The 14997-nt window shown below is 60.9% G+C and carries 14 protein-coding genes; 5 read left to right on the forward strand and 9 right to left on the reverse strand.

Features of this window, described 5'->3' with window-relative positions:
* Window positions 1-21 precede the first annotated feature (21 nt).
* From urtD to urtA, 4 genes are all read right to left on the reverse strand, one after another.
* Window positions 22-768, reverse strand: coding sequence for an urea ABC transporter ATP-binding protein UrtD (gene urtD / locus ACZ25R_RS17335; RefSeq protein ID WP_472461689.1), 747 nt, complete (start codon window positions 766-768; stop codon window positions 22-24).
* 5 nt (window positions 769-773) lie between these two features.
* The gene (gene urtC, locus ACZ25R_RS17340) at window positions 774-1961 is read right to left on the reverse strand and encodes an urea ABC transporter permease subunit UrtC (protein WP_472461690.1); all 1188 of its coding nucleotides are present in this window, start codon (window positions 1959-1961) and stop codon (window positions 774-776) included.
* Window positions 1958-3580 carry an urea ABC transporter permease subunit UrtB gene (urtB, locus tag ACZ25R_RS17345; protein ID WP_472461691.1) on the reverse strand — a complete coding sequence of 541 codons (1623 nt, stop codon included), beginning with the start codon at window positions 3578-3580 and terminating at the stop codon, window positions 1958-1960. Before urtB ends, urtC begins: the two co-directional genes overlap by 4 nt.
* A 116-nt stretch (window positions 3581-3696) precedes the next feature.
* On the reverse strand, window positions 3697-5001 hold the full coding sequence (gene urtA / locus ACZ25R_RS17350; RefSeq protein ID WP_223611646.1) for an urea ABC transporter substrate-binding protein: 1305 nt from the start codon (window positions 4999-5001) through the stop codon (window positions 3697-3699).
* A gap of 347 nt (window positions 5002-5348) precedes the next feature.
* Here urtA and ACZ25R_RS17355 point away from each other — a divergent pair, with 347 nt between their 5' ends.
* Window positions 5349-5687 carry a protein tyrosine phosphatase family protein gene (locus ACZ25R_RS17355; protein WP_130268767.1) on the forward strand — a complete coding sequence of 113 codons (339 nt, stop codon included), beginning with the start codon at window positions 5349-5351 and terminating at the stop codon, window positions 5685-5687.
* 81 nt (window positions 5688-5768) lie between these two features.
* The gene (locus tag ACZ25R_RS17360; RefSeq protein WP_472461692.1) at window positions 5769-7055 is read left to right on the forward strand and encodes an aspartate aminotransferase type Ic; all 1287 of its coding nucleotides are present in this window, start codon (window positions 5769-5771) and stop codon (window positions 7053-7055) included.
* Between the two features lie 3 nt (window positions 7056-7058).
* Here the strand turns inward: ACZ25R_RS17360 and ACZ25R_RS17365 are convergent, their stop codons facing one another.
* Together ACZ25R_RS17365 and ACZ25R_RS17370 are read right to left on the reverse strand one after the other, a co-directional pair.
* Window positions 7059-7910 (reverse strand): MBL fold metallo-hydrolase, encoded by an 852-nt coding sequence (locus tag ACZ25R_RS17365; RefSeq protein ID WP_472461693.1) that lies wholly within the window; start codon window positions 7908-7910, stop codon window positions 7059-7061.
* 2 nt (window positions 7911-7912) lie between these two features.
* On the reverse strand, window positions 7913-9103 hold the full coding sequence (locus ACZ25R_RS17370) for an acyl-CoA dehydrogenase (RefSeq protein ID WP_426136772.1): 1191 nt from the start codon (window positions 9101-9103) through the stop codon (window positions 7913-7915).
* 140 nt (window positions 9104-9243) lie between these two features.
* Here ACZ25R_RS17370 and mutL point away from each other — a divergent pair, with 140 nt between their 5' ends.
* The 3 genes from mutL to ACZ25R_RS17385 all read left to right on the forward strand — a co-directional run bounded on the left by mutL (window position 9244) and on the right by ACZ25R_RS17385 (window position 11865).
* Window positions 9244-11103, forward strand: a complete 1860-nt coding sequence (gene mutL, locus ACZ25R_RS17375; RefSeq protein ID WP_472461694.1) for a DNA mismatch repair endonuclease MutL — start codon at window positions 9244-9246, stop codon at window positions 11101-11103.
* A 66-nt stretch (window positions 11104-11169) separates the two neighbouring features.
* Entirely contained in the window at window positions 11170-11406 is a 237-nt protein-coding gene (locus ACZ25R_RS17380; protein WP_223611652.1) for a DUF2093 domain-containing protein, read from the forward strand.
* Between the two features lie 3 nt (window positions 11407-11409).
* The gene (locus ACZ25R_RS17385; protein ID WP_472461695.1) at window positions 11410-11865 is read left to right on the forward strand and encodes a hypothetical protein; all 456 of its coding nucleotides are present in this window, start codon (window positions 11410-11412) and stop codon (window positions 11863-11865) included.
* On the opposite strand, the gene lpxK is transcribed toward ACZ25R_RS17385, so the two are convergent.
* From lpxK to ACZ25R_RS17400, 3 genes are read right to left on the reverse strand one after another with little or no spacing between them, the layout of a single operon-like run.
* The gene (gene lpxK / locus ACZ25R_RS17390; RefSeq protein ID WP_472461696.1) at window positions 11860-12891 is read right to left on the reverse strand and encodes a tetraacyldisaccharide 4'-kinase; all 1032 of its coding nucleotides are present in this window, start codon (window positions 12889-12891) and stop codon (window positions 11860-11862) included. The genes ACZ25R_RS17385 and lpxK overlap by 6 nt on opposite strands.
* The gene (waaA, locus tag ACZ25R_RS17395; protein WP_463011663.1) at window positions 12888-14210 is read right to left on the reverse strand and encodes a lipid IV(A) 3-deoxy-D-manno-octulosonic acid transferase; all 1323 of its coding nucleotides are present in this window, start codon (window positions 14208-14210) and stop codon (window positions 12888-12890) included. Before waaA ends, lpxK begins: the two co-directional genes overlap by 4 nt.
* Window positions 14207-14980 (reverse strand): lysophospholipid acyltransferase family protein, encoded by a 774-nt coding sequence (locus ACZ25R_RS17400; protein ID WP_472461697.1) that lies wholly within the window; start codon window positions 14978-14980, stop codon window positions 14207-14209. Before ACZ25R_RS17400 ends, waaA begins: the two co-directional genes overlap by 4 nt.
* Window positions 14981-14997: the final 17 nt, after the last annotated feature.

Raw genomic sequence — 14997 nt, forward strand, 5'->3', positions numbered from 1 at the left:
ATTGATGTGCCACACACCGCCTCATCGCCCGAGATAGACCTCGATAACGCGCGGGTCGTTGCTGACATGATCGAGCGAGCCCTCAGCCAGCACCGAACCCTCGTGCAGGCAGGTGACCTTCACGCCGAGCTCGCGCACGAAATGCATGTCATGCTCCACCACGATCACCGAGCGGGTGCGGGCGATGTCGCGCAGGAGTTTCGCCGTCTCCGCGGTTTCCGCGTCGGTCATCCCGGCGACCGGCTCATCCACCAGCAGCAATTTCGGATCCTGCGCGAGCAACATGCCGATCTCCAGCCATTGCTTCTGGCCGTGCGAGAGACTGGCCGCCAGCCAGTGGCGCTTTTCAAACAGCCGGATCGTGTAGAGGATTTCGTGAATGCGGTCGGCTTCATCCCTGCTCTGGCGATGAAACAGCGCTGACAGGGCCGAGCGCGGCCCGGACAGGGCCAGCACCAGATTGTCCTCCACCGTGTGGCTTTCGAAGACCGTCGGCTTCTGGAACTTGCGGCCGATGCCGAGCATGGCAATGTCGGCTTCGTCATGCCCGGTCAGGTCGACCGTGCCGTTGAAATAGACATCACCGCTGTCCGGCTTGGTCTTGCCGGTGATGATATCCATCATGGTGGTTTTCCCCGCCCCATTCGGACCGATGATGGCCCGCATCTCTCCCGACTGAAGTACGAGCGAAAGGTTGTTGATGGCACGGAATCCATCAAAGGAAACCGAAACGCCGTCAAGATAAAGCAATGTGTCCTTGGCCTTCATGGGCGCTACTCCGCAGCCTGGGGTTCAGGTACCGGGGCGAGCTTGCCGCCCTGTTTCACCACCGGCGACAGCACCTCCTCGTCTTTGCGTGCCGCATGGCTGGCTCTGCGGGCTTGCCACGAGCCATAGAGCCCGAGAATGCCCTTGGGCAGGAACAGCGTGACGAGGATGAACAGCGCACCGAGCGCAAACAGCCAAATCTCCGGAAATGCCGCGGTAAAGTAGGTCTTGCCGAAATTAACGAGGATCGCGCCGATGATCGGACCGATGATCGTGCCGCGCCCGCCGACCGCCACCCAGATGACCGCTTCGATGGAGTTGGCGGGTTCGAACTCGGATGGGTTGATAATGCCCACCTGCGGCACATAAAGCGCCCCGGCAATGCCCGCCATCATGGCAGAGACCGTCCAGACGAACAGCTTGTACCGGTCAACGCGATAGCCGAGGAAGCGCATGCGGCTTTCCGCGTCGCGCACGCCGACCAGCACCTTGCCGAGCTTCGAGCGAATGATGAAACTGGACACAAGAACGGCCAGCGCCAGAAACACGGCGGTTGCTGCGAACAGCGCTGAACGGGTCGTTCCCGCCTGCACATTGAAGCCGAGAATATCCTTGAAATCCGTGAGGCCATTATTGCCGCCAAAGCCCATGTCGTTGCGGAAGAAGGCGAGCAGCAGCGCATAGGTCAAGGCCTGGGTGATGATGGAGAGGTAGACACCCGTCACACGCGAGCGGAAGGCCAGCCAGCCGAAGCCGAAGGCCAGCACCCCCGGCACCAGCACGACCATCAGGGCCGCGAACCAGAAATTGTCGAAACCGTACCAGAACCACGGCAGTTCCTTCCAGTTGAGGAACACCATGAAATCCGGCAGGACCGGATCGGCATAGACACCGCGCGGGCCGATCTGGCGCATCAGATACATACCCATGGCATAGCCGCCCAGGGCAAAGAACGCGCCATGGCCAAGCGAAAGAATGCCGCAAAAACCCCAGACCAGATCAAGCGCCACGGCGAGCAGTGCATAGGTCAGGTATTTGCCGAGCAGCGAAACCAGATAGGTCGGGATATGCAGGGGCGAGGTGTCCGGCACCAGCAGATTGAGGACGGGCACGAGACAGGCAACCGCCACCAGAATGATGACCGCAATCAGGCTGCGCCGGTCGCCATGTCTGAAAAACCATTGGGTGATCATGCCTCGATGGCCCTTCCCTTGAGTGCGAAGAGACCGCGCGGGCGCTTCTGAATGAACAGGATGATGAGGACCAGCACGAGAATCTTGCCAAGGACGGCCCCGGCAAAGGGCTCGAGGAACTTGTTGGCAATGCCGAGCGACATGGCACCGACCAGCGTTCCCCAGAGATTGCCGACACCGCCGAAGACCACGACCATGAAACTGTCGATGATATAGCCTTGGCCCAGATTGGGGCTGACATTGTCGATCTGGCTGAGCGCGACACCGGCAATGCCGGCAATACCGGAACCAAGACCGAAGGTGAGCGCGTCGACCCATGGCGTGCGGATGCCCATGGAGGACGCCATGCGCCGGTTCTGCGTGACCGCCCGCATGCGCAGGCCGAGCATGGTTTTCTTCAGCACCAGCTGCAGCACGGCAAAGACCGACAGGGAGAACACGATGATCCAGAGGCGTGACCATGTCAGCGTCAGCATGCCGACATCGAAGGAGCCCGACATCCATGACGGGCTGCTGACCTGAACATTCGAGGCACCGAACCACGACCGCGTCGCCTGCTGCAGCACCAGCGATATGCCCCAGGTGGCCAACAGGGTCTCCAGCGGCCTGCCATAGAGAAAGCGGATGATCCCGCGCTCAATGACGACGCCGATGCCGCCGGAGACGAGAAAAACGGCGGGCAAGGCAAACAGAAGCGAATATTCGAACAACCCCGGCATCGATGTGCGGATGATCTGCTGCACCACGAAGGTCGTGTAGGCGCCGATCATCACCATTTCGCCATGGGCCATGTTGATGACACCCATGACACCGAATGTGATCGCAAGGCCGATAGCCGCGAGCAGCAGGACCGAGCCAAGCGACAGGCCGTAAATGACATTCTGGATACCGTTCCAGATTTCGAGTTCTGCGTTGATGCTGGATATGGCGGCACTGGCGGCTTCGCCGACCGGCCCCGGAACACCGGCGAGCGGCGTCAACAGACCGAGCGCCTCGCGCCCGTTCCCGGATTTGATTGCGGCGATGGCGGCGATCTTCACATCGTCTGCCGCGCTGGAATTGAGAACAGCAGCAGCCTTGGCCCGCTGCATCAGCGCCTTGATCCCCGCATCCTTCTCCGCCGACAGGGCCTGGTCCAGCAACGGAATGGATTCAGGATCGCGGTTCTTCAGGATTGCTTCGGCAGCGGACCGACGCTCCGCCGCGTCGGTGCTCATCAGTGTCAGGCCGCCGATGGCAGCGGCAATATCGCGGCGCAGCCGGTTGTTGACCTTGATCTTCTCGGCCGTGTTGCGCGGAACGGGAGGCAGTTTTGCACCGCTCAGCGGATCGGTTGCCGCATAATCCGCGCCATCGCGCGTACCGATAAACACCGCTTTGTCAGCCTTCGAAACATATAGATCGCCGGCACTCAATGCGTTGAGAATGGCAGCGGCGCGCGGCGTACCGCTTTTGGCAAGTTCTGAAACCGCCTTGCTCGTCTCGTCGAAATTATCACCGGCCAGCGCCTGCACCAGCGATGTGAGTTTGGCGTCATCCATGGCTTGCGCACCGGCGACCGCAGGAAACAGGCAAAGCCCGAGTATCGCGATGATGGACAGGAAGCGGCTCAATGACATTCAACAATCCTGCATTTGAAATTCCAGGGAGGAGCTCCATCCCCGCCATGAGACGGGGATGGAGTTGGCTTCGGCGTTGTCGCCCCCGACCCGAAGCCGGAGCCTGATTTTAGCGCTTAGTTCGTCTTGGTCGCGCCGCCGCACTTGCCGGTGACAACGTTGAAATTGCCGCACGACATCGGCTTGCGCCAATCGGAGATCAGGTCCTTCGAGCCTGGCAGATAGTCGGACCATTCATCGCCGACGACGAGGCCCGGCGTCCTGTAGACGATGTCGAACTGGCCATCGGCCTGCACTTCGCCGATGAGGACCGGCTTGGTGATGTGATGGTTCGGCATCATCGCCGCGTAACCGCCGGACAGGTTCGGGACGGAGACGCCGACGATCGAATCGATGACGGCATCCGACTTGGTGGTGCCGGCGGCTTCGACGGCCTTCACCCACATGTTGAAACCAATGAACGTTGCTTCCATCGGATCATTGGTCACGCGCTTGTCGTTCTTGATATAGGCGTGCCATTTCTTGATGAAGTCGGCATTGGCGTCGGAATCGACGGATTCGAAGTAGTTCCAGGCGGCGAGATGGCCGACCAGCGGCTTGGTGTCGAGACCGGCCAGTTCTTCCTCGCCCACCGAGAAGGCGACAACGGGAATGTCTTCGGCCTTGATGCCCTGGTTGGCCAGTTCCTTGTAGAACGGCACATTGGCATCGCCATTGATGGTGGAAACAACAGCGGTCTTCTTGCCGGCCGAGCCGAACTTCTTGATGTCGGACACGATCGTCTGCCAGTCGGAATGACCGAACGGCGTGTAGTTGATCATGATGTCCTCATCCTTCACGCCCTTGGCGTTGAGGTAGGCCTTCAGGATCTTGTTGGTGGTCTGCGGATAGACATAGTCAGTACCGGCGAGAACCCAGCGCTCCACGCCTTCCTGTTTGGCGAGATAATCCACGGCGGGAATGGCCTGCTGGTTCGGCGCAGCACCCGTGTAGAAAACGTTGCGCGAGCTTTCCTCGCCTTCATACTGAACCGGGTAGAACAGCAGGGAATTCAATTCCTCGAAAACCGGAAGCACGGATTTGCGCGAGGACGATGTCCAGCAGCCGAAAACCGCCGCAACCTTGTCCTGTTCGATCAACTGACGGGCTTTTTCTGCAAACAGCGGCCAATCCGACGCCGGATCGACAACGACGGCTTCAAGCTTCTTGCCGAGAACCCCGCCTTTCTTGTTCTGCTCGTCGATAAGGAAGAGCATCGTATCCTTGAGCGTGGTTTCGGAAATCGCCATCGTACCGGACAACGAATGCAGAATACCGACCTTGATTGTGTCCTCGGCTGCCTTTGCCGGTGCAAGGGTCAGTGTCGCTCCCACGGCGGCGGCCGCCAAGGTTCCAATAAATCTGGCTGTTAGACTGAACATTCAGGTAAACCCCTCTTTATGGTTGTTTGTACCGAGGGAATACTATGCAACGACCGTGCCAACTGCGGATTGCAGCGTCCTGCTCGTGTGAAATCTTTGGATTAGCCCGAGATTACAACGGTCAAGCGCCACAGGCCTTCAATATTATGAAGACCGCAGCGGCGGAAACAACGGTGCGGCCGGCACCGTTTCGGCAATCAAATGCCTATATTATTATCAATTAGTCGCATATGCCTATTTATGGAGCAATGCTCGCAATTTGCGGCCCCGATCAATCGGCTTTGATGTGGCATTGGTCAGCGTTTGATGTATGGTGCTGCCACCAATCACATTCTCAAGGAAAGAAAATGGATATCCGTCAGATTGACGAAGGCTTTGCCGTGACCGGACAGATTTCACCCGACGATGTACGCGATATTGCTGCGGCAGGCTACCAGACCCTGATCTGCAACCGCCCCGATGGTGAATCACCGGATCAGCCGGAATTTGCCGAAATCGCCAAGGTCGCCGAAAAGGCAGGCATCCCGATCTACTACGTCCCCGTGGTTTCAGGCCAGCTGACCCAGGACGACGTGGATGCAATGGCCGCTGCACTCGAAGAAGCGGACGGCCCGGTGCTGGCCTATTGCCGCTCCGGCGCCCGTTCGACCAATATTTACGGCATCGTTCAGCAGCAGAAAGGCTGACCATGCAAGGGCGGCTGCGGACCCCGCAGCCGTCTTACCGTTGACCTCCCCAAGCCTATAGACAACAGAGCTGACCTTCCCATGAGCCGTATTGCCGATCTGAACAGTGACGATTTCGCCGCCCTGCGCCAAAAGACTTTGAAAGAATACGAGGCCTTCCGTGCCCGTGGACTGAAAATCGACATGACCCGCGGCAAACCGAGCCCCGAGCAATTGGCGCTCGCCAACGGCATGTTGACCCTGCCCGGCAATGGCGATCACTTCAGCGAAGCCGGTGAAGATGCCCGCAATTACGGCAATCTGCAGGGACTGGCGGAAGTGCGCACGCTGTTCGCGCCAACGCTCGGCACGTCGCCGGATCGGATCGTTGTCGGCGACAATTCCAGTCTGGCGCTGATGCACGACTGCCTGCTCTGGGCCTGGGTCAAGGGCGTTCCTGGAGGCACCGAACCCTGGCAGAAGACGGAAGCTCCGGCTTTCATCTGCCCGGTTCCCGGCTATGACCGGCATTTCTCCATCCTCGAAGAATACGGCATCCGCATGCTGCCCGTACCGCTCAAGGGCGATGGGCCTGACATGGACATTGTCGAGAAACTCGCTGCCGATCCGAGCGTCAAGGGCATGTGGTGCGTGCCGAAATACTCGAACCCCTCCGGCGAGACCTATTCCGATGCGGTGATCGAACGTCTTGCCGCGATGAAAACCGGCGCTCCGGATTTCCGCCTGTTCTGGGACAATGCCTATGCGGTGCATCATCTCACGGAAACCGAGCATCAGATCCCCGATATTCTCGACCTGTGCGAAAAGGCCGGACATCCCGACCGGGCCTTTGTCTTCGCCTCCACGTCCAAGGTAACGCTGGCGGGTGCCGGCCTTGCCTTCTTCGCCTCGTCGGCAGCCAATGTGCGCTGGTACCTTGCCAGCGCCAGCAAACGGACAATCGGACCGGACAAGCTGAACCAGCTGCGGCATGTGCGGTTCCTCAAAAACGAGCACGGCATACGCAAGCACATGGCGGCGCATCGCGCCCTGATCGCGCCGAAGTTCGACATGGTCAACGCTGCCCTGGAAAAGCGCCTCGCCGGCACGGGTGTCGCCGAATGGTCGAAGCCGCAGGGCGGCTATTTCATCTGCGTCGATGCCATGGAAGGCACGGCCAAGCATGTGGTCGAACTGGCCAAGCAGGCAGGGGTGACCTTGACGCCGGCAGGATCGACCTCACCGCACGGCAAGGACCCGCACGACCGTACTTTGCGGCTGGCGCCGACATTCCCTTCCCTGCAGGAAGTGGAACTGGCCTCGCAGGGCATCGCGCTGTGCATTCTGCTGGCGGCACTGGAAAAGCTGCATTCGGCCCGGAGTGGCTGATATCTAGAGCGGGATGACCAGACCGTCGCGGCCGACGGTCAATCGGCCATCCCACTTGCCATCCAGAGCCTTTACCCAGTCGGCTTCGCCGAATTGCGGATCGTCGGCCGGAATGAGGTGATGCAGCACAAGATGCTTCACCTCAGCGGCCACCGCGATCCGCGCGGCATCTTCAACCAGCGTATGGCTGGCGAGAAGATGTTCTTTGAGGCGTGCGCCGTTGCCCGTCCGCGCGACGAGACGGTCCACGCCTTCTGGCAGCATCGCTTCATGCACGAGAAGATCGCTCCCACGGGAAAAACCGGCCAGCGGCGGGAAATAGGCCGTATCCGCTGAAAAGACGATGGATTTGCCTGCCGCTTCGATCTTCAGCGCAAAACAATCGACAACCGGCGGATGATCGACGCGCAAGGCGGTGATCGTCAGGCTCGCGTCCTGATAGACCAAACCATCGGCGTAAACCCGCAGATCGACAAGATCGCGCAGATCGGGCCGACCCTCGTCCTCGATGCGCAGATCAATGTCGTAGCGCATGGATTGCAGGAAGCCTGACCAGTAGTCTTCAATTCCGGCCGGGCCGTAGACCGTGACTTTGTGCGACAGCCCCGACGTCCATGCCGTGTGCATGAGCGGGCCGAGTTCGAGCACATGGTCGGAATGCAGATGTGTGATCAGGATCATATCCAGATCCTTCAGTGACAGATCCGCATTGACCAACGCGCGAGTCACACCAAGACCGCAATCGATGACGACCCGCCGGCCTGATATGTCCAGCAGCGACGATGTCGGCGACGGGCCGCCCGGACGGATTGCCGGGCCACCCTTGGTTCCAAGCAGGACGAGCCTGTCGGCCATTCCTAGAAGAATGCCTGAATGCCGGTCTGGGCGCGCCCGAGAATGAGCGCGTGCACATCATGCGTGCCCTCATAGGTGTTGACTGTTTCAAGGTTCTGCGCATGGCGCATCACGTGATAGCCGATCTGGATGCCGTTGCCGCCATGCATGTCACGGGCAACGCGGGCAATATCCAGAGCCTTGCCGCAATTGTTGCGCTTGACCAGACTGATCATCTCCGGCGCCATCCGGTCTTCATCCATGAGGCGTCCAACCCGCAAGCTCGCCTGCAGGCCCAGCGTGATTTCCGTCTGCATGTCGGCGAATTTCTTCTGGAACAGCTGGGTTGCAGCCAGCGGCTTGCCGAACTGCTTGCGGTCGAGACCGTATTGCACGGTGCGCTGCCAGCAATCTTCCGCGGCCCCCATCACACCCCAGGAAATGCCGTAGCGGGCACGGTTGAGGCAGCCGAACGGCCCCTTGAGGCCCGAAACATTGGGCAGAAGGTGTTCTTCGCCAACGACAACCCCGTCCATGACGACTTCGCCGGTGATCGAGGCGCGGAGCGAAAGCTTGCCGCCGATCTTCGGAGCGGAAAGCCCCTTCATACCCTTCTCGAGCACGAAGCCACGAATCTGGCCGTCATGCGCATCGGACTTGGCCCAGATCACGAAGACATCCGCGATGGGTGAATTGGAAATCCACATTTTCGAGCCGGAAATCCGGTACCCGTCGGCAACCTTTTCGGCGCGCGTTTTCATCCCGGCCGGATCGGAACCGGCATCGGGCTCGGTCAGGCCGAAGCAGCCGATCCACTCGCCCGAAGCCAGCTTCGGCAGATATTTCTTGCGCTGTTCTTCGGAGCCATAGGCGTAGATGGGATACATGACCAGCGAGGACTGCACGCTCATCATCGAGCGATAGCCGCTGTCGACACGCTCGACTTCACGTGCAACCAGACCATAGGCGACGTAGGATGCACCGGCGGTGCCGTATTCTTCCGGCAGCGTCACGCCGAGAAGCCCGGCCTCGCCCATCATGCGGAAAAGCGCCGGATCGGTCTTTTCCTCGAGATAGGCTTCCTCGATACGCGGTGCCAGCTCTCCCTGCGCGAAGGCGCGCGCACTGTCCCGGATCATCCGTTCGTCTTCGGTCAACTGATCTTCCAGCAGAAACGGATCCGTCCAGACAAAGGAAGCTTTGGAATGCGCCATGTAATTTCCTCCATAATGCTTTTCCCAGACCTAGCACCAAAATCGCGTCGATGGCCAGATAGTTTTGGCTTAAAATATATTCCGGTGCGCTTTGGCTGCGAACAATTTCCGTCGCCGGACGAATCCCCTATATGTATGGCATGGCCATCAAACAGCTTACCGAAACCATCATCAACCAGATCGCTGCGGGTGAAGTCATCGAACGCCCCGCAAGCGTGGTAAAGGAGCTTGTCGAGAACGCCATCGATGCCGGGGCAACCCGCATCGAAGTGGTGACGGCGGGCGGCGGCAAGAACCTCATCCGCATCACCGACAATGGATCGGGCATCCCTTCGGATGAACTGACGCTAGCCGTTTCGCGCCATTGCACATCGAAACTGACGGATGACGTGCATGATATCCGGGCGCTGGGTTTTCGCGGCGAGGCCCTGCCCTCCATCGGCTCGGTCTCGCGGCTGTCGGTCAAATCTCGCACGGCACAGGCCGATTCCGGTTTCGAGATCAGCGTGCATGGCGGCCATATGGACGGACCGCGCCCGGCGGCGATGAACAACGGCACGATCGCCGAGGTGCGCGATCTGTTCTTTGCTACACCCGCACGCCTGAAATTCATGAAGACCGACCGTGCTGAGGCCTCCGCCATCAGCGATATCGTCAAGCGCGTTGCCATTGCCTTCCCGCATATCCGCTTTTCCCTGGCGGGCAGCGACCGTACGCCGCTCGAGCTCGCGGCGACGGGCATTGGCTCCGCCGGCATGCTGGAACGGATTTCGCAGGTGCTGGGCAGGGAATTCCCGGAGAACGCGCTTGCCATCGATGCGGAGCGTGACGGGGTGCGCCTGACCGGGTTTGCCGGGATACCGGCCTTCAACCGCGCCAACAGCCTGCATCAATTTGCCTATGTCAACGGACGGCCGGTGCGCGACAAGCAGATATGGGGCGCCATCCGCGGCGCCTATGCGGATGTGATCTCGCGCGACCGGCACCCGGTCGTGGTGCTGTTCCTCAACCTCGATCCGGCGCTGGTCGACGTCAATGTGCATCCGGCCAAGGCCGATGTGCGCTTCCGCGATCCGGGTCTGGTGCGCGGGCTGATCGTCGGTGCAATCCGCCAGGCGCTCGGCCAGTCCGGCATTCGCGCCGCCACCAGCGGAGCGGAAGCCATGCTGCAGTCCTTCCGGCTCGGCGGAGCGGAGCCTTTGCGCCCGGCCCAACCGGCACAGCACTGGCAGGGTTCGCCATCGGTCAACCAGAACTATACAACCCAGCAGTCTGCCTTTCGTCCCGTCACACCGGACCCGGCGCCATTCCATGCGGGCAACGGATTTGCGGAACCGCCACGCGGCTTCCTGGCTGAAGCGGACGTGCTGGCTACCGATACGCGGGCCAGCACAACGGAGGTGCCGCAAGCCCTGCTGGCCGCACCGCTCGGCGCTGCACGCGCGCAGATGCATGCGAACTACATCGTCTCGCAGACGGAAGACAGTCTCATCATCGTCGACCAGCACGCGGCACATGAGCGGCTTGTCTACGAGGCATTGAAGACGGCGCTGCATTCAAGACCCCTGCCCGCGCAGATGCTGCTCATTCCCGAGATCGTCGATCTGCCGGAAGAGGACGTGGAGCGGCTGGTGGCCCATGCGGAAACCCTGTTGCGCTTCGGTCTAGGCGTGGAGGCCTTTGGTCCCGGTGCGGTCGCCGTGCGGGAAACCCCGTCCATGCTGGGCGAGATCGACGTGCAGCAGCTCATCCGCGACCTCGCAGACGAGATTGCCGAACACGATACATCCGATGGTTTGAAGGCCATTCTCGACCATGTTGCCGCCACGATGGCCTGCCATGGCTCCGTGCGTTCCGGCCGGCGGCTGAAGCCGGACGAGATGAACGCACTGTTGCGCCAGATGGAAGACACGCCCGGCTCAGGCACGTGCAATCACGGCCGGCCCACCTACATCGAACTGAAGCTCACGGATATCGAGCGGCTTTTCGGCAGGCGCTGACGTCTTGACCCGCGGGGCATCTGCCGCCTAAATGAGCTGACGAAAAGAATTGGAAACCACCGGACAATGAACAGGTTTGAAGGCCCCGGCTCACGCGAAGCCAAGATACGCTACCTCGACGGCGACTTTCAGGTCCTGTCGCCGGGCTCCTACGTGCTGTGCGCCGTGACGTCGGAAAAGATCGCGCTGGATGAGCTGCGGTACTGGAGCGTTGCCCGCCAGGAAGCCTATGCGGATGCAACGATTTCGCTTGAGCGCGAGCTTGAAATGAACCCATCGCTGCGCCAGCGCAGCAAGGCCTGACCGGTGATCAATCGCCGGTCCACGCTTTTGGCCCTTGCCGCGACCGCGTTTCTGGCCGGCGGCTGCACCACGATGGGCGCCAAACGCGAACCGGCCTACAGCGGACCGACCAAGACGATCAAGGGCTATCTGCGCGGCTCGCCGCTGGCACGGCTTTCACCAAGCTCCGTCGTTTATATCACCGCCTATGATGCGACCAACGGCAACTCCAAACCCATGCCGGTGATCGGCGAGACAAGCTTCACGCTGGGCCGCAGCGGCTATTTCCCCATTGCCTACGAGATTGAAATCCCAGCGGCGAAATCGGCGCCAAAGGTAGCCCTGTCCGTGCAGATCGGTACGCCAGGACGAATTCTCTTTTCCAACGACCGGCAATACAGCCAGACAACCGGCCGCTCCATGGATATACCCATGGGTGAAACGCCGCCGCGCATGCGCAACTTTCGCCGCGGCCTATAGGCGCCGGATCGTTCGCAGGCGCGCCCTTTCCCGGGTTTCACTGATGACGCGCGATACGGTTCGCGGGTGCGCAAAAACCAGCTCCACATCCAGAACCTGCGTTCTCGCGGCGAATGCCCTGGCGATTTCGCTGCCATCGAGCAGGCGGACATGATCCTTCGCCGTGGTGATCAGGGTCAAACCATCCGCATCGGCACTTTTGATGAGATCGGCGATTTCCTCATCCGTATAGGGATGGTGATCCGGAAAGGGGCGTGCCTCTGTGACCGTTCCACCGGCTTCTTGCAGCGTGCGGAAGAATTTCGCGGGATCGCCGATGCCGGCAAAGGCGAGCAGCGGCTTGGCCGCAACCGCAAGCGGCGCCTTGGGCCGGAGCATGGCTTCATACACCGGCTTGGCCGCGCGTGCAGCGTTCCTCACAAGCTGGTCCGCGCCATTGGCCGAACCGATCTTGAGCAGGGCATCGGTGCGCACCAGCTGATCCGTCAGCGGCGCGCGCAGCGGGCCGCCGGGAATAACGTGGCCATTGCCGATACCCCGCCCCGCATCGACGACCATGAGCGCATAGTCAAAATGCAGGCGGGCACTCTGGAACCCGTCATCCATGATGATGAAATCGCATCCCGCCGCCTGCAGTGCAGTGGCACCGGCAAACCGGTCGGCACATACGACCACCGGCGCATGGCGGGCGAGCAGCATGGGTTCATCGCCGACATGCCGGGCGCTGTCGTGATCGGGATCGACCCGGTACAGTCCGGAGAAGGCGCCGCCATAACCGCGCGAGACAATGCCGGGTTTCAGACCAGCGGCAACAGCGGCCTTAGCAAAGGCAATGGACGTCGGGGTCTTGCCCGCGCCGCCGACGGTGAAATTACCGATGCACAGAACGGGAATGGGAACGGCAGGCGGCTTGGCGCGGCGGATGCGCCGTCCGGCAACCATGCCGTAAATCTTTGACAGGGGGCTGAGGGCCCGCGCGCGCCAATCCGGCTTTTCCCACCAGAAAGGAGGCGCTTCGCTGGTCATTTCCAGCCACCTTCACGCGCGCTCAACCGCGCCTTCAGCACCAGGGGCTGGATGAAGGGCTCGAGCGCCGTCATGGTCAGATCAAGCGAACCGCGCATGTCCTCAACCGTCTTCGTTCCCGCATCAATCATCACCTGGCGTTCAGCCGGATTGTTGAAGAGGTAGTTGACGGCCCCAGCCAGCATGTCCTTGTCACGGATGAGCTTGGCTGCGCCATTCTTGATCAGGCGCTGGTAGGAATCGCGGAAATTCTGCACGTTGCGGCCCGAAAGGATTGCCGTCTTCAACATGGCGGGTTCCAGCGGATTCTGGCCGCCCTGCGCCATGAGCGACCGCCCGACAAAGGCGATTTCCGTCAGCCGCAGATACAGGCCCATCTCGCCGATCGTATCGCCGAGATAGATGTCGGTATCCGGCGCGATGACATCGCCGCGGCTGCGCAATGCCACCTTCATGCCGAGCTTTTCGATTTCTTCGGCAATTGCCGGGGCGCGGTCGGGATGACGCGGCACGATGATCGTCAGGAGATCGCGATGCCTGACCTTCAGCATGTGATGAACCTGCGCGACGACATCTTCCTCACCCTGATGGGTGGAAATCGCTGCCCAGGTCTTGCGCTTGCCGATCTGCCTCTGCAGAGCCTCAAGTTCCGACTCCACGACCGGCGGGATTGCGGTGTCGACTTTGAGATTGCCCGATACCGTGACCGGACGGGCCCCGAGCGCGCGGAACCGTTCGCCGTCAATGTCGGACTGGGCCACCACATGGGCGAGATTTTCAAACAGCGCTTCCGCGATGGACGGCCGTTTCTGCCAGGCAGCAAAGGATTTGTCGGACAGGCGGCCATTGACCAGAACCTGCGGCACCCGCCGCAGCCCCAGTTCAAGAATGGTCATCGGCCAGATCTCGGATTCGCAGATAACGGCGAGATCGGGCTGCCAGTGGCTGAGGAACCGGTCGACCGCCGGCTTCAGGTCGAGCGGCACATATTGATGGATGACCCGGTCACCCAGACGTTCCTGCACCATCTTGGCGGAGGTCACGGTCCCGGTGGTGAGAACGACACTGATTCCCATGTCGACGATGGTTTCAACCAGCGGCGTGACGGCAGAGGTTTCGCCGACGCTCGCCGCATGGACCCAAACCAGCGGTCCCGCCGGCCGTGCAACGCTGGCCACGCCATAACGTTCGCCCTGACGTCCGCGTTCTTCCTTGCCCTTGCTGGCGCGGAAGGCGACATAGGCGCCGACAGCCGGAAAGACCATGGCACCCACCCAGCGATAGGTGCTCAGGACAATGCGCGCCCACCGTTCGCTCATGCCCGGCCATCCACAAGCGCCTGCACCCGTACCGTATTGGCGTTCAGGCTGGCGGTCAATTCGACACGCTTGGCTTCAAGCATTGCATCATCGGCATCCTCGGGGACAAAGATCGGGTCGCCGACAATCAACCCTGACCTGCCGAATGGCAAGGGAATGGTTGTCTTATCCCAGCTCTTCTCGAGAATTTTCCTGCGCGACGTCATATAGCAGATGGGAATGATCGGGCGGCCCGACAGTTTGGCAAGGAGAATGACCCCCTGACCGGAATCGCGGGGTGTCCCATGGGGAATATCAGCAATCATTGCCGCCGTCTTACCGTCCTTCAATGCCTTTTTCAGGGCGAGCAAGGCCCTTACCCCACCCTTTTCGATGCTTTTCGTCGGCTCCCGCCCGCCGGAACCGCGGATGATCTCGACACCGAACCGTTCCGCTACGCGCGCGTTGAGTTCCGCATCCTTGCTCTTGGAGAACATGGCGGCGAAGCGTACGCCGCGCGGCATCAGAAAGGGCGCCATCAGATGCTGGCCATGCCAGGCCACGGCAATGAACGGCTCACCGCCCCGCTTCATATCCTCCAGATCGGACGAGCCGGGCAGACGCGGGTTGGTGGCATTCACCAGCCGGAAGAACAGAGTGATCAGCCAGACCACGAGGAAGCGGACGAAACGCGACTTCGCCAACGGGCCCCGGATGGAACGCCAAAACCGTTTCAGCACCCCGTTCTTCTTGCGGGGCGCCTTGGCGGTTGCTGTGCTGTTATCAATCATGCCGTTGTCAATGCGCG

The sequence above is a fragment of the Phyllobacterium sp. RCAM01083 genome (assembly GCF_055685835.1).

Bases quoted from the DNA above. Each gene is read 5' to 3' on its own strand.
- mutL (WP_472461694.1), top strand. From the start codon at position 9,244: ATGGCCATCAAACAGCTTACCGAAACCATCATCAACCAGATCGCTGCG.
- lpxK (WP_472461696.1), bottom strand. From the start codon at position 12,891: ATGACCAGCGAAGCGCCTCCTTTCTGGTGGGAAAAGCCGGATTGGCGC.
- ACZ25R_RS17380 (WP_223611652.1), top strand. From the start codon at position 11,170: ATGAACAGGTTTGAAGGCCCCGGCTCACGCGAAGCCAAGATACGCTAC.
- urtC (WP_472461690.1), bottom strand. From the start codon at position 1,961: ATGATCACCCAATGGTTTTTCAGACATGGCGACCGGCGCAGCCTGATT.
- ACZ25R_RS17365 (WP_472461693.1), bottom strand. From the start codon at position 7,910: ATGGCCGACAGGCTCGTCCTGCTTGGAACCAAGGGTGGCCCGGCAATC.
- urtA (WP_223611646.1), bottom strand. From the start codon at position 5,001: ATGTTCAGTCTAACAGCCAGATTTATTGGAACCTTGGCGGCCGCCGCC.
- waaA (WP_463011663.1), bottom strand. From the start codon at position 14,210: ATGAGCGAACGGTGGGCGCGCATTGTCCTGAGCACCTATCGCTGGGTG.
- ACZ25R_RS17370 (WP_426136772.1), bottom strand. From the start codon at position 9,103: ATGGCGCATTCCAAAGCTTCCTTTGTCTGGACGGATCCGTTTCTGCTG.
- urtB (WP_472461691.1), bottom strand. From the start codon at position 3,580: ATGTCATTGAGCCGCTTCCTGTCCATCATCGCGATACTCGGGCTTTGC.
- urtD (WP_472461689.1), bottom strand. From the start codon at position 768: ATGAAGGCCAAGGACACATTGCTTTATCTTGACGGCGTTTCGGTTTCC.
- ACZ25R_RS17355 (WP_130268767.1), top strand. From the start codon at position 5,349: ATGGATATCCGTCAGATTGACGAAGGCTTTGCCGTGACCGGACAGATT.
- ACZ25R_RS17360 (WP_472461692.1), top strand. From the start codon at position 5,769: ATGAGCCGTATTGCCGATCTGAACAGTGACGATTTCGCCGCCCTGCGC.
- ACZ25R_RS17400 (WP_472461697.1), bottom strand. From the start codon at position 14,980: ATGATTGATAACAGCACAGCAACCGCCAAGGCGCCCCGCAAGAAGAAC.